This is a genomic window from Flavobacterium hydatis, assembly GCF_000737695.1.
GTDB lineage: Bacteria > Bacteroidota > Bacteroidia > Flavobacteriales > Flavobacteriaceae > Flavobacterium > Flavobacterium hydatis.
Window position 1 is genome coordinate 23776 of the sequence record NZ_JPRM01000044.1, and the last position, 15070, is coordinate 38845.

Annotated in this window: 8 protein-coding genes; 2 read left to right on the forward strand and 6 right to left on the reverse strand. The window is 32.7% G+C overall.

Annotated elements, in window-relative coordinates; all coding sequences use genetic code 11:
* Positions 1–51 precede the first annotated feature (51 nt).
* The 6 genes from IW20_RS21500 to IW20_RS21525 form a co-directional block, all read right to left on the reverse strand.
* The gene (locus tag IW20_RS21500; protein WP_035627394.1) at positions 52–1317 is read right to left on the reverse strand and encodes a carbohydrate porin; all 1266 of its coding nucleotides are present in this window, start codon (positions 1315–1317) and stop codon (positions 52–54) included.
* 4 nt (positions 1318–1321) lie between these two features.
* Complete coding sequence (locus IW20_RS21505; protein WP_035627397.1) at positions 1322–2407, reverse strand: efflux RND transporter periplasmic adaptor subunit; 1086 nt, start codon at positions 2405–2407, stop codon at positions 1322–1324.
* Positions 2408–2422: 15 nt separating this feature from the next.
* Positions 2423–3670 (reverse strand): TolC family protein, encoded by a 1248-nt coding sequence (locus IW20_RS21510; RefSeq protein ID WP_051886094.1) that lies wholly within the window; start codon positions 3668–3670, stop codon positions 2423–2425.
* Between the two features lie 83 nt (positions 3671–3753).
* Complete coding sequence (locus tag IW20_RS21515; RefSeq protein ID WP_035627399.1) at positions 3754–5115, reverse strand: sensor histidine kinase; 1362 nt, start codon at positions 5113–5115, stop codon at positions 3754–3756.
* On the reverse strand, positions 5112–5792 hold the full coding sequence (locus IW20_RS21520) for a response regulator transcription factor (RefSeq protein ID WP_035627401.1): 681 nt from the start codon (positions 5790–5792) through the stop codon (positions 5112–5114). Before IW20_RS21520 ends, IW20_RS21515 begins: the two co-directional genes overlap by 4 nt.
* Positions 5793–5869: 77 nt before the next feature.
* Positions 5870–6958, reverse strand: coding sequence for a M42 family metallopeptidase (locus tag IW20_RS21525; protein WP_035627403.1), 1089 nt, complete (start codon positions 6956–6958; stop codon positions 5870–5872).
* Between the two features lie 83 nt (positions 6959–7041).
* On the opposite strand from IW20_RS21525, the gene IW20_RS21530 reads away from it, so the two are divergent.
* Both IW20_RS21530 and IW20_RS21535 read left to right on the forward strand, forming a co-directional pair.
* Complete coding sequence (locus IW20_RS21530) at positions 7042–7725, forward strand: DUF4294 domain-containing protein (RefSeq protein WP_035627406.1); 684 nt, start codon at positions 7042–7044, stop codon at positions 7723–7725.
* Positions 7726–8050: 325 nt separating this feature from the next.
* Complete coding sequence (locus IW20_RS21535) at positions 8051–14956, forward strand: S8 family serine peptidase (protein WP_035627409.1); 6906 nt, start codon at positions 8051–8053, stop codon at positions 14954–14956.
* Positions 14957–15070: the final 114 nt, after the last annotated feature.

The window sequence follows — 15070 nt, forward strand, 5'->3', positions numbered from 1 at the left end:
TTATTGTGAGATGTCTTATTTTAAACATTATAACTTTTGTTCTTACGAATATTAAAACTCGGTATGAAAGCGTAATGCAAAAAAATGAACAGGACCTCTGTCTTTATTATATGCTGGATTTATTGCAAACTGATAATCGGGCGAAAGCGTAAAATGTGTATTTGGGATTAAAAAAGAATAATACACTTCGGCAATTTGTTCTGTTCCATAATTTAAACTACCATCACCAATCATAAATCCATTTCCGCCTAGTTTTTGGTATTCTTTATGAGAGGCTGATAATCCATTGGCAACAATTGCAATACCAGCAAAATCATTTGGGCGGTTCCACATTTTTCCTTGCAAGTTGATTCCTAATTGCGCTGAGCGATCAATTTCTGTAAATGCCCAAGTTTCATTTTTACCATCATTATAGCTCATTCTTGCAAACAGTCCCCAACTATCTTTATGAGTGTAATCCATGTTTAAACCCAATCCGTATTTGGTACGACCATTTCTTTGAGTGCTTACGATATCGGGTGCTGTTATAAAATTACTATTGGCTTCGTCATAATTTCCCATTCCTGCTACATTGCGAAATCCTAATAGTTTTATAATGCTTGTATCATTGTTTTTAAAAGTTATTTTTTTCTCGACTTCTACATTCAAGGCATTCGAATCTTTAAAGCTAAAAGCTACATTAGGGCCATTTGCCGTAGTAGGTTCTGCGCTTAAACTTGCTCTTACCTGCCAGCTATTAAACTGATAATTAATATATAATCCATCTGTATATCCTCGAGTATTTGCGGCGTAATCCCAAGCTCCGTGCGTCATTAACGACCAGTTTAAAAACTGAGTTCTGGGATCATGAGAATAGGCATTATCATCAAAATAATCTGAGAGTCCAAATTTTCCAAATACCAATTGTAAGGATCGATTATCTTTAAACTGAAATATTTGTTCCAAGAGCATTCTCGCCACATATACTACAGGCTTAGGATCTCCAATTCTAAAGGTTTCTCCGTTAGGAAAACCTCCTAATCCTCTTGCTTGTGACAAACCTTGTCCTCCAGACATTTCTGGATTAAATGTGGCTGTTGCTCCTTTCCAAAGTGGTACATCCAGATACAAAGTTGCTGTTAATGATAAAGCGCTTTCTTCTTCTGGATTCATACTATTTGTTCCTGAATAGGCAGCATTAAAAGCAGGATGATATTGATAAATAGAAGTCATTTGATATTTTAGACTATATTTTCGTATCGAATCTGTTTCTTGAGAAAAGGATATTGTTGTAATAAGCAAGGTTGCAAAACTCAATATATTTACAGATTTTTCCATTTAATTAATCGTTTAAAGCGTCATAAATAAATAGTTGATTATTAGTAATTACCTTTTCATTTTCTTTTAAACCACTAGATATATATGTTGTAGCTCCTACTTGGCGATAAACATCTACTTGTCTGGTTCCAATATTATTACGATCTTTAAAGATCATCACATAATTTTTGCTTTTATCAAATATGATAGCTGTACTTGGTACTGCAATCATCGATTTATCTTCATCAAATGATAATTTGATACTTGCATTCATATCTGGTTTTAATAAAAAATCGGTATTTTGTAGTTTGATACGAGCTTTCATCGCCTTGGTTTCCGGATCGATGATGTTAAAAATTTTATCGACTTTACCTTTAAAGATTTTATCAGGATAACTTAATGTAGTTACATCTGCATCGATACCTAATTTTACCTTATTAATATCAATTTCATTAATATTGGCTATAGCCCAAACTTCGCTTATTTCGGCAATATCAAAGATGTTTTCAGAGCGATCATTTCTTAATAACATATCTTGGTTTATACTTTTCTGAATAATAAAACCACTTATAGGCGCTGTTACCTGATAGATAGATCCAGCTTTTATATTGTAGATTTTATATATTTCCTGAACTCTGTTTAGTTGTGATTGAGCTTTACCAACTTCACTTTTTGCTTGTAGAACATCTCTTTCGGCATTTAGTTTTCCTTCAAACAATTCTTGAGCTACTTTTAGTCCGTTTTTTGCAACCAACAAATCGCTTTTGGCATCCACCATTTGCTTTTCGATATCGGCAACATCGGTACTTCTTATAATTGCCAATACTTGCCCTTTGTGTACATAATCACCAAGTTCTACATTTACCTTTACAACATTTCCGCCTACAAGAGGGTATACGTCGATTAGCTTATTATTGTCGGCAGTAATTTTTCCGTAAAAACTCAATTCATTTTTTACAGGAATTGTTTTGGCTTCGGCAGTTTTTGTCGTTTTAAGCATTTGATCACTTAAAACAAATGAGGTAGTATTTTCGGGATTATCAACTTCTTTCTTGCAACTTGTTATTGATAATCCAATGATTGCGATTCCTATGATTAATTTATATTTCATCATTTGTTTGAGTTTTTAAAATAAATCTTTGTTGATTGTACTATTTAGTTCTTCACCCGAAAGGACTACGTTTTTCTTTAACTCATTGAGTTGGACTGCAGCTTGATTATAACTTTCCATAAAATCGGTAAACTCTAATATGCTAATATTTCTTTTCTGAAAATTATCGAGCATTCCTTTGTACACAGCTTCAAAATCAGCATTAGTAGATGGTTTTAGCAGCATGTAATTTTTTCGGGATTCATCCCATTTGCTCCAAATCGAATTAATTTCGGTTTGTAATTGCAAATCAAAATTTTGCTTATCAATTTTTGATTGATTTAAAATTGTTTCTGCATACTTAATATTCCCTTTGTTTTTGTTCCAAAGTGGTAGCGGAATTCCAATTGATAAATTTGATTCTTTTTCAAAAGCACCACTTCTTTGGTCATAATTTACGCCAAGAGTGATATCTGGGATAGAAAGTGATTTTTGCCATTTTATATTTAATTCATTGGCTTCAATATTTTTTTGTGTCAATAAATAATCCGGACGATTTGCAATAGCGTCTTTCTGAAAAGCATCAGAATCAAAAGGGATTATTTTAGTATATTTATTAAAGTCGTTTTCGGTAACAATCGGAATCACATTTTCGGTTTCATTCAATAATAACTTTAAGTTGCCTTGCTCCTCAATATTACTATTAACAACCTCCATTCTTTCGTTTTTAAAATTCAGGAATAACGATTGTAGTCGTACTAAATCTTTTAGTGGTACATTTCCTTTTTGTGCCTGTACAGAGTAGGAGTTAATTAAATCCTCGATATGTACGAGTTGCTTATCTGTAGTTTCAAGGTTTTTGGTATTGTAGTATACAGTATAAAAACTTTTTCGTAATTGTAGTTTTAATGTACGCAGTAAGTCATTAAATTGTAATTGGGCTAATTGCTCATTAGTTTGGGCTAATTTTACTTCATTACGTTTTTTTCCTCCTAAGTAAATTAGTTGCTCAATCCCGAAAGCTTTTTGCCCATTTTTTCCAATATCAAAGTATTGCTTGTTTTCTGGATTGTAGGCATTTAAATCGGCAGTAATTGTAGGGTTCTCCCATATTTTTGCCTGAATTGTTAGTGCCTTTGCCGCATCGATATTGTAGTGGGATGCTAGCAAAAAGAGGTTATTTTTTAAAAATTGACTTTCACAATCTTGTAGAGTGATTGTTTTTTGAGCCATTGCCACCTGACTGAGCAGCATAAGAATTATTAGGGTTAATAAATTTCTCATTGTATGAATTTTATTTATACAAATATGCTATCTACAGACTTTAAGAAACCTTAAAATCTACCTTAAAAATACCTTAAATTTTTTTAAAAACGAAAAAATAACTGAAATAAATTCTTGTTATTTTTTGGAACTGAGTAAGTTATAGTTCCATTGTGAAGTGTTAAAATGCGCTGAACTATTCTTAAACCAAGTCCGAAACCTGAAGTTCCTATAGCGTTTTTCCCACGCATAAATGGTTGAAAAAGATTCTTTTGTTCCTCTTCATTTAGTGTTTTGCCAGTATTAGAAACAGAAATTATTAAGTTATGATTTGCTGTACTAATTTTTATTTCTGCTTGTTTGTTGTCAGAATATACGCATGCGTTTTTTAGAACATTACTTAAAGCAATTTCTAATAAATTTTTATTACCCTCTATTTCTAAAGCAGTATCCAGATTATCATTTTCTTCGATATCAAATGAAATGACAAAATCAGGAAATGTGTTATTTAATTTTTCGATGCATGTAAAAATAATTTCATCCATTCGATGAGGTTCTTTATTTTCATGCTTTTTATTATCCAGTTTAGATAAAATCAATAACGAATGTATTAATTCAGTTAATTGATTTACATCGGATAAGATGACTTTTAAAAAATTCTTACTCTCATTATCTGTTTTATCATTAGAAATTACATTTTCTATCTGAGAAGTTATTCTAGATAAAGGCGTTCTTAGCTCGTGAGATGCATGAGCCGTAAATTCTTTTTGTTTTTGATAAGAAATCTCAATTCGATCCATCATAAAGTTAAACTCATTGGCAATCAGATCAATTTCATTGTCTTTGCTTTGAGTTTCAACACGCGTGTCTAAATTGTTTTCGTTTATTTTTTTTATTTTCTGATGGAATAATCCCAACGGACTCATTACTTTTTTGATAGTAAATGAGGTAAGTAACCAACAAGATGTAGTAAAGAAAACATAAGATAGAATTAAAACATATCGCAAATAGAGTAGTTTTCGTTTACCATAAAGATCTGTTGCCGATATTAAAGCATAAAAATCCTTATCGCCAGTATCATAAAAAACACCATAAACTTCATAATCTCCTTGTTGCTTAAAAAAGGTTTTATTTTTTTTGAGATATTTTAAATCTGCAACCGACCAATTAATCTTAGCATCATCAATACTGCTATAGATTAATTTATAGTTAGAGTCGAAGATTAATGTTTTTTCGTCATAGAGCTGATTAATAGAGTTTCTATCAATCAATTTTAAGAGACGATGATCAATTTCTTTTACATTGACCAAAAGTTTAATATTAGATAACGCTTTTATTTCTAAGCGATCCTGAAACTCTTCTTTTCTAAAATTAGAGTACAAGACAAATATCAATGTTGAGGCTAAGCCAAACAAGATTGTAAAAAGTAAACTTACTAAAAGCGATATCCTATTTTTTAATGTCATTCCTGATCACTTAAATAATATCCGTACCCAATTTTGGTTCTAATTAATTTTATATCGTGATTTTTATCAATCTTCTTTCTTATAAAATTAATGTAAACTTCAATCGTATTTTGATTGGTTTCGATATGATAATCCCATAATCTCTCGGCTATATACTGTTTAGATAGCACTTTTCCTTTGGCATTTGCCAACATTAGTATGAGCTTAAATTCTTTAGGAGTTAATTTAATTTCTTCACCCGAACGTAATACTTTCATTTCAGATTCTAAAATAACCAAATCCTGTATATTTATTTTTGTAGCTGTTTGTTGCGGAATTATTTTTCGTCTCATAAGAGCAGTAATTCTGGCAAACAATTCTTCAAAATGGAATGGTTTTACTAAATAATCATCGGCTCCGTTTTCAAAAGAAATTAATTTATCTTCAATTTCACCAAAAGCGGTAAGCATGATTATAGGCGTTTTTTTGTCAATTTCCCGGATTGCTTTACAAACTTCAATTCCGTTTTTGCCTGGAACATTAATATCTAGTATGACTAAATCATATTCAGTAGGAATATATTTCTTCAGTAAAAATAAGCCATCATAAAAAGGAATACATTCAAATGACTTTGAAGTAAAAAAAGAAACGATTTCTGTAGATAAAGTAAAATCGTCTTCGAGTAATAAAATCTTCATTTAGACTGTTTATTTGTTAATTCGGTTATTCGTATAATTTGGTTTACTTAAATAACCGAATTAACGTTTAAACATTTTTATTTGAAATAAGAAAAAGTTTCCTCGTTTTCAATTTTCAATAAAGATTCATAAATCAATTTAATAACATTCTCTACATCATCACGATGAACCATTTCTACAGTTGTATGCATATATCGCAAAGGAAGAGAAATTAATGCAGATGCTACACCACCATTGCTGTAAGCAAAAGCATCTGTATCTGTACCCGTAACTCTAGATGAGGCTAAACGCTGAAACGGAATTTTATTGGCTTCGGCTGCATCAATAATTAACTCACGTAGATTATTTTGTACAGCTGGAGCATAAGTAATAACTGGTCCTAAACCAATTTTTGTATCTCCCTCAATTTTCTTTTCGATCATAGGAGTTGTCGAGTCATGGCAAACATCGGTAACAATTGCAACATTTGGTTTGATAGTTTTTGTGATCATTTCGGCACCACGCAAGCCTACTTCTTCCTGAACAGAATTTGTAATGTATAATCCAAACGGAAGTTTTACTTTGTTTTCGTGTAATAAACGCGCTACTTCGGCAATCATAAAACCTCCCATACGGTTATCAAGCGCACGGCAAACAAATTTGTTTTCGTTTAAAATCATAAATTCATCAGGATATGTAATCACACAACCTACATGAACGCCCATTTTTTCAACTTGTTCTTTGGTTTCGCAACCTAAGTCGATGAAAATATTACTAATTTTTGGATTTTCTTCTTTATCTCTATTTCTAGTATGAATAGCTGGCCATCCAAAAACACCTTTAACGATTCCTTTTTTAGTATGAATGTTTACCCTTTTTGATGGAGCAATCTGGTGATCAGAACCACCATTTCTTATTACATATATCAATCCGTCATCAGTAATATAATTTACATACCATGAGATTTCATCTGCATGACCTTCGATTACCACTTTATAAGGAGCGTCAGGATTTATAACCCCTACAGCTGTTCCGTAAGTATCAGTAATAAAAGTATCAACGTATGGTTTTAAGTAATCCATCCATATTTTTTGTCCGCTGCTTTCATATCCAGTAGGAGAAGCGTTATTAAGATAGCTTTCTAAAAAAGCTATTGAAGTATCGTTTAAGATTGATTTTGTACTCATAAAATTATTTTTTTGCTAAATTATAAATTTGGTATTACAGTTGTATATATAATGTATAATTTTACACTTAAATTAATAACTCAATGAAGTTTATAGCCTACTTATTCTGCTTACTATTTATGTCATTTGTTGGTCATGCGCAAATCGATAAAAAAAATCCCGAACAAATGGGATACACTTTAACCGAAAGGGATTCAATACTAAATGATACAATTGAATTACCTGAGATTATTATATCAAAAGAAAAACTTGACCCCGAATCTCAAAAACAATTTTTAATTCTCCAGAATAGAGTTTACAAAACGTATCCATTTGCAAGATTAGCATCAGATAGGTTAGTGGCACTTAATAAAGGGATGGCTCGATTATCTTCTAACAGAGAAAAGAAGAAATATTTTAAAATTGTCGAAGATTATCTGAGTAATGAATTTGAAGGAAAGCTCAAAAAGTTATCCCGTAAACAAGGACAGATATTAGTAAAACTGATTCATCGACAAACAGGAACGACGACATTCGAATTAGTAAAGACCTTAAAAAGTGGTTGGAAAGCATTTTGGGCAAATACCACGGCAAATGTTTTTGATATAAGTTTAAAAACTGAATATGCACCTTATGAGGTTAATGAAGATTATTTGATAGAAACAATCTTAGTACGAGCTTTTGAATCTGGCAGATTACAATATCAGGCGCCTGCACATCCTGTCGATTATGACGATCTTAGTAACCGATGGCAAGAAAAAGCTAAAGAGCAAAAAGCAGCAAAATAAATAGAATATTTAATTAATAAAAATATGTAAAGACTTATCATTTAATATGGTAAGTCTTTTTTTTTGCAGTTTATTTTTTTGCTAAGAATAATGAGACTTTTTTTAAGAATTTATTTGCTTTAATCTTATTCATGATTTATTGCATTTTCTTTTTTAATTACGGCGTAACCCCTATATTTTGTTATAATTCTTCCTTATTGGCTATGTTTTCTTTTCTTATTTAACAAAATAGATTTATTTATAATTTGTTATTTATGATTTTTTTTGTAGGTTTACTCTTTAGTGACTATTTGTTAACCGTTTATTAATCAATTAATTTAGTAAAATGAAGAAAAAATTACTTAGCCTGATTATGATGTTTTTCGTTATTACATCATGGTCGCAAAGCATTTCTGAAAAAGATTTTTCTATTTCCGTAAATGGAAATAAAATAAGTACTTCTGCTAATTTTAAACAGCAGATTAAAGAACTTAAGAAAACAACAAGTAAGCAAAGTCCGAAAACGGAATATACTTTGTTGCAGTTTACAAAAATCCCATCGGCAGATGAGCAACAGAAATTAAAAAGACAAGGAATAACATTGCTTAGTTATTTATCTAACAATGCTTATTATGCTGCAATCAGCCCAGAGTTTTATAGTAAAGGAACTGTTCCTGATAATATAAGAACAGCGATTACAATAGATTCCAAATATAAATTAGATCAAGAGATTACAAATGGGGTTATTCCTGATTATGCGCAAGCAGGTAATAGTATAAAAGTAACAGTAAGTTATTTTAAAGGAGTTGATGCTAATATCATTTCACAAGATCTAACGAGCTTGTTTGTAAAAAGCAGTAAAATTATCGAATCTTTTAATGAAGTATATTTAGAAGCTTCTAAAGAAAAACTAGAAGAAATTGCAAAATTAAATTGGGTTCAAAATATAGAGTTAGTTCCACCACCAGTAGAGAGTGATAATCTTCCAGGAGTGACTTCACATAAAGCCAATGTTTTAGGCTCAAGTATTGCTGGATTAGGATACGGACTAACAGGAAAAGGAGTAAAAGTAGGTATTTGGGATGGAAATCTCGAAGAGCACAAAGATCATACAGGCAGAGTAACTCGTAAGGAATATGAGTCTAATTCATCTCACGGAGAACACGTTTCAGGAACTGTCGGAGGGGCAGGTTTATTAGATCCAAGAGCAAAAGGAATGGCTCCAGAGGTAAAAATGTATGGTTGGAATTTTAATACTCAATCTAATGGATTAACTAATTATCAAGAAAGAGTATTATCTGTTCAGCAAGATGATATAGAGATTACATCAAATTCTTATGGAATTAATCTTACTTCAGGGTTTAATACGTTCAGATATAATAATGGAGATCGTGGAGATGATGATGTAACAGTGATGTATCCTTATCTTTTAAATATTTATTCTAACGGAAATGCGCAAACAGCATATCCGGGAGGATTTAATACATCTACAAAAAATTCAAAAAATGCTCTACACGTAGCAGCAAATGATCCTAATGATTTAATTAGTAGTTATAGCAGTTTTGGTCCTACACTCGATGGTCGTTTAGTGCCGCAAATCGCTGCAGTTGGTACGGATGTGTATTCATTAGATTACAGCAACTCGTATCAGGTTATGAGCGGAACCTCTATGGCAACACCGGGAACAACAGGTACAGTGGCTTTACTTTACGAGAGATATAAAAATATTTACGGCACAAGACCATTGGCATCCTTAATGAAAGCTTTGGTAGCAAATACAGCCAAAGATGTTGGTAATCCAGGTCCAGATTATAAATACGGATTTGGTAATCTTAACGGATTAAGAGCAGTTAAGGTTATCGATAAAAATATGTTCTACACAGCATCTGTAGCTAATGGAGCAACTTATGAAAAAGATATTGTAGTTCCAGCAGGATTAGTTACATTAAAAGTAATGTTGGCTTATTCAGATACAGGTGCAACTCCTGGTTCAGCTTTAATCCAGATTAATGACTTAGATATTAAAATTGTTAAAGATGGAGTAACTACTTTACCATGGGTATTAAATCCAACAACACCCAATGCAAATGCAACAAGAGGAGTTGATAATTTGAATAATATCGAACAAATAACCTTAGACAATCCGGCTCCGGGAACTTATAAAATTATTGTTGCTGGTACAAAGATTCCTCTTCTTCCTACTCAGGAGTTTTCAGTAGTATATGATTATGTAGCCCCAGAATTAATTCTTACCTATCCGATAGGTGGTGAAAAATTCAATACAGAATCTACAGAGTATATTCGTTGGGATTATGAAGGAGAATCAAAAAACTTTACAATAGAATATTCAGTTGATGGAGGAGTAAATTATTCTATAATTGCAGCAAATGTTCCATCGGCAGCAAGAAATTTTGCTTGGAAGGTTCCAGCAGGAATAGTTGCTAATGCTAAAATAAGAATTAGTGCAGGTACAAAAACGGATGCTTCCAAAGAAGTTTTTAATATTATAACCGAACCTAAAAATCTAGTTATTGCGCCAGCAGTATGTGGTGCCTCTTCTTATAAAATGGATTGGGATCCTATTGCAGGAGCAAAATATGAGGTGTTAAAAATGAATGGATACAAGTTTGATGTTGTGGCTACAGTTACAAGTCCTACTTATACATTTGCAAATGTTGCAGTGGGAGAGGATAACTGGTTTTCAGTTCGTACTGTAGATATTGCAACAGGGATTGTTTCCGAACGAGTTCGTGCAGTAAATGTAGAGCCAGTTTCTCAACCAGTTTTAAATGCAGCTAGTTTACCATTCCTTGAAGAATTTACTAATAGAAAAGCAACAAATTATGTTTTCTCTAAAGGAAGAACAGGAGAGGTAAAATATGAGTATGTAAATGCTCAGTTTTTAGATGGAGTAAAAATGGCTGGATCAGCAGGTACGGCTTTGGCACCTTGGGTAACAAGCCCAAAAAATAACCTAGCATTTACTAATAATCCAGATTATATCAAAAAAGTTACTTTTTGCGATATCGATGCAACTAGTTTAGCAGGAAAAGCATTAAGGCTGAAATTCTTTTTAGAATGGGCTAATGTAACTCAGGCTGGGGTTGATAAAAACCTTTTTAGAGTTACGGTAAATGGAATTCCAGTATTGAGCCATGAAAATCAAGATGTATATGGAGAAGACCCTTCTTATAGTGATAAAGAGTTAACTTATGATTTATCAGCTTATGCAGGAACCACATTTAGTGTAGCTTTTGAAACAGTAAGTGATAATGATTTTGTAGCAACAAATAGCGGAAATGTATATGGGGCAACCTATATAGATAATGTCGAGATTTTTGAAGCTACAGCAACAGATCTGGCATTAAGTTCATTTACACCAAACACAGGATTTACTGCTACAGAAACAGTACAGGTAAAAGTTTTCAATAACTCACCAGTAGCCGTTAGTAATATTCCAGTATCGTATAAAATTAATAACGCAGCAGCAGTTGTAGAGACAATTGCAGGGCCAGTTGCTCCATTAAGTGAGGTGACTTATAATTTTACTCAAAAAGCAGATTTTTCTGTACCGGGATTGTATGCAGTAGTAGCTAATGTAGATTATCCAGGAGATGTAGTTCCAGATAATAATACACTAACAAAAAATGTTAATAATACAGGTTCAGATATAGCAATGGGATCTTCTGCTAATGTAACAACTTGTTCAGCTGCATTTACAGATAGTGGCACACGTTACGGAAATTATGCAGACAACCTTACCCAAACAATGACTTTTAAGCCAGGTACAGTGGGTAGTAGTATTAAAGTAGATTTTGAAGCTTTTGATGTTGAGGCTGATTACGATTATTTATACGTTTATAATGGACCAGCAGTTAGTGCAGGTACATTAATAGGTACATTTACAGGAAATACTTTGCCATCATCATTAACATCCACAGCAGTAGGAGGAGAGTTAACTTTTAGGTTTACTTCAGATGGAGGAGTAACAGAAGCAGGTTGGGTTGCGGCTATTACTTGTGTGACTAAGCCAATTGTAAATGATGCAAGCGTTGTTTCAATAGTAACACCAGAAGTTCTTGGTAAAAAATCAAGTACGCATGATGTAACTATAAGAGTTAGTAATTTAGGCCCAGTTGCATTAGCAAACTATCCAGTATTTTATCAAATTGGTGAAGGGGCAAAAGTTATTGAAACTGTCACTGCTATAGCACCATATTCAACTGTAAACTTCACGTTTGCTGCCAAAGCAGATTTATCTATTGTTGATGCTACATACATAATAAAAAGTGGTGTAGATCTTGCAGATGATAATGCTGCAAATGATGTAATCGTGAAAACGGTATATAATAAAAACGATTTACCAACACATACCAATACAGATGGATATGCAATATCTAAACTAAAGTGGAATGATGTTATAAATACTTCAGGTACTACAGCATACTCAGATTTTAAAAGTATAAAAATTCCAGTATATGCAGGATTTACCTATCAACCAGAAGTAACAATAATTAAAACAGATACACCTATCACGCGTGATCAAACGGCTAATGTAGGAGTATTTACTATGATGGTAATAGATTTAAATGGAGATGGTAATTTAACAGATGAGTTTTATGCAGGTAATTTTTGGGTAAATACTACTACAACAGGTGCAGCTCCTCTAATTCCATCAACAATGAGTACACATTATTTTAGAAACTTCTCTACTTTAACAGGAGGTTTAACTATTCCGGTAGGGACAACAGCGGGTGAAAAACTTATGCGTATTGTGCACATGTATCGTTCGTCTGGTGAATATTATAATGTAAACCTAGGGCCAACTATTAATGGGCTTACAAGTTCAAGATCAGATTTTGAGGTAGAAGAATATACGATAAACGTATTGCCATTTACAGCTGCCGATGCAAGTGTCGAAAGAGTTATTGCTCCAGTTAAACCAGGTAATGCACCAGTTACAGTTTCAGCTTCACTTCGTAATTATTCGACTACACCAATTTCAAACTTCCCAGTGGCATACAAAATTAATGGAGCAAACGAAGTAGTTCAAAATTTCACTGGCACAATTGCTGCGGGAGGAACTGCTAATTTTATATTTACAGTAAAAGCTGATTTAGGAGCTCCTGGAGATTATACAATCGATGTGTCTACAAAACTAGTAGGAGATACAGATGCTACAAATGATTCAAAATCAGTAACACTTTCACATGCTGCAAATTTTGCTAAAAATGTTACAGGAACTTTTGATGGAGTAAACGATTTTGTAAAAACAGATAATACACCAGCTTTAAATCTTACTAACAATTATACATTCGAGGCTTGGATTAATCAGAAACAGCCATCAGTTTTCGCAAGAGTTATAGATAAGAGTACAGTATTGGCTTTTATACATAATACTGCAAATCTTACACTTTATAAAGAAAATAGTTTGGTACTTTCTATTACTACGGCAACAGGTTCGTATGCTATAAACACAGGGTTAAACTCTATTAAACAAAATACTTGGCATCATATTGCTTTTTCAGTAAGCGCTGCCAATGTTTATACAGTTTATATAGATGGAGTTTCAGTTCCTTATACAAGCACAGGCACAGCAGCTGCAGCTTCTTCAAACGCTACTGCTGCGGCTTACTTTGGTAATAATGCAGGCTTGGCTCGTGGACTTAACGGAAATATAGACGAAATACGCATTTGGGCAGGAGTTCGTAATCAGGCGACAATCAATGCAAATGCGACGACGAAATATATAGGTAATGAACCAGGACTATTAGCATATTATTCATTTTCAGAGGGAGACAAGCAGTTTGTTTTTGATAGTACTATAAGCGATAATACAGCAGTAGTAACAAATGCAGATACAAATGGGCAAGGAGAAGGTAAATTCTGGAATGTTCCAGTCTTATTACAAAAAGTAGATTTTGTAAACCAACTCTCATCTTCTTATGATGCAGCAACCAAAACATATTCAATATTATTAAATGATGGTGCAGATATAACAGCAGCAGTTGCTAATCTTTCCATAGGGATGAAAAGTATTGCAAAAGTAAACGGAGTCACACAAGTAAGCGGTATTACTCCAAATGACTATACAAACCCAGTTACTTTAACTGTCGAAGGAGTAGGTTTTAACACAGGAATTATCGAAACGTATACTATTAAAGTGCTTACAGGCTTAAGCAACGAAAGCAAATTACTTTCTTATGATTTCAAAACAGCATCCAATCCAGGATTAGCTCAAGAAATAAATACAGATATCGTAGGAAGTAATGCAACTAAAACGTTGTCTTTTGGAACAGATGTATCTAATTTAATTGCAGATTTTTCAGTTTCACCAGGAGCAGAGTTATATATAGACGGAGTAAAACAATTAAATTCAAAAGCAGTTGTTTCAGACTATACAAATAGCTTTTTGGTTTCAGTAGTTTCAGAGAATAAACTTTCTAAAACAAACTACACAGTTACTTTAAATGCAAACAATCCTGATGCAAACATTATTGCATATTCGGTAGCAAACCAGATAGGAACAAGTGTAATAGATCCAGTCTTAAAAACGGTAAAAGTGTTCGTTAATAATAATGCCAATTTAAGCGTATTAGTTCCTGTTTTCCAAGTATCAGATTTCGCTACATTACGTATCGGAACCTATTTCCAAAACAGCGGAGTAACAACATTAAATTATACTCTGCCAATTGTATACAATGTAACAGCTCAAAACGGAACTATCGAGAATTGGACAGTAACAATTGAAAAAGCGAAACCAATAATTACACTTCTAGGAAACGCAGTAGTTTCACTAGATAAAGGATGTCCTTATGTAGAAGCAGGTTTTACAGCACTAGACAATCTAAATGTAGATATTACTCCAGGAGTAATAGTTACAGGAACAGTCGATGTAACCACACCAGGGCAATATATCTTGACTTATACAGTAAGAGATGCGTTGCTAAATGAAACTGTTGTTACACGTACAATAAACGTATCAAGTACGGTTTGTACTCTGGGAGTACCTACAAATACAATTGACGGATTTGTAATTTATCCAAATCCAGTTAAAGACGGAAAAGTATATGTGCAAACAACATCTACAAGCAAAAAGAATATCAGAATATCTGATATGTCAGGAAAAATTGTTTTCACAGTTCAAACAGAAAACAAAGAATTGAATGTTCATAGTCTACCAACAGGAGTTTATATTATAAAAGTAGAGCAAGAAGGTAATACATCAACTCAAAAGCTTATTATAGAATAAACATATTGCGAGATTAATTTATCCATAAGCGGCTACTATAATATAGTAGTCGCTTTTTTATATCCTTATATATAGGAGTGATATTCGGTTATACTATATAGGAGAAGCTTTTTC

What these genes read in the sequence shown, in the direction of transcription:
- IW20_RS21525 (WP_035627403.1), bottom strand. Translation starts at nt 6,958, where the DNA reads ATGAGTACAAAATCAATCTTAAACGATACTTCAATAGCTTTTTTAGAA.
- IW20_RS21505 (WP_035627397.1), bottom strand. Translation starts at nt 2,407, where the DNA reads ATGAAATATAAATTAATCATAGGAATCGCAATCATTGGATTATCAATA.
- IW20_RS21515 (WP_035627399.1), bottom strand. Translation starts at nt 5,115, where the DNA reads ATGACATTAAAAAATAGGATATCGCTTTTAGTAAGTTTACTTTTTACA.
- IW20_RS21500 (WP_035627394.1), bottom strand. Translation starts at nt 1,317, where the DNA reads ATGGAAAAATCTGTAAATATATTGAGTTTTGCAACCTTGCTTATTACA.
- IW20_RS21520 (WP_035627401.1), bottom strand. Translation starts at nt 5,792, where the DNA reads ATGAAGATTTTATTACTCGAAGACGATTTTACTTTATCTACAGAAATC.
- IW20_RS21535 (WP_035627409.1), top strand. Translation starts at nt 8,051, where the DNA reads ATGAAGAAAAAATTACTTAGCCTGATTATGATGTTTTTCGTTATTACA.
- IW20_RS21510 (WP_051886094.1), bottom strand. Translation starts at nt 3,670, where the DNA reads ATGAGAAATTTATTAACCCTAATAATTCTTATGCTGCTCAGTCAGGTG.
- IW20_RS21530 (WP_035627406.1), top strand. Translation starts at nt 7,042, where the DNA reads ATGAAGTTTATAGCCTACTTATTCTGCTTACTATTTATGTCATTTGTT.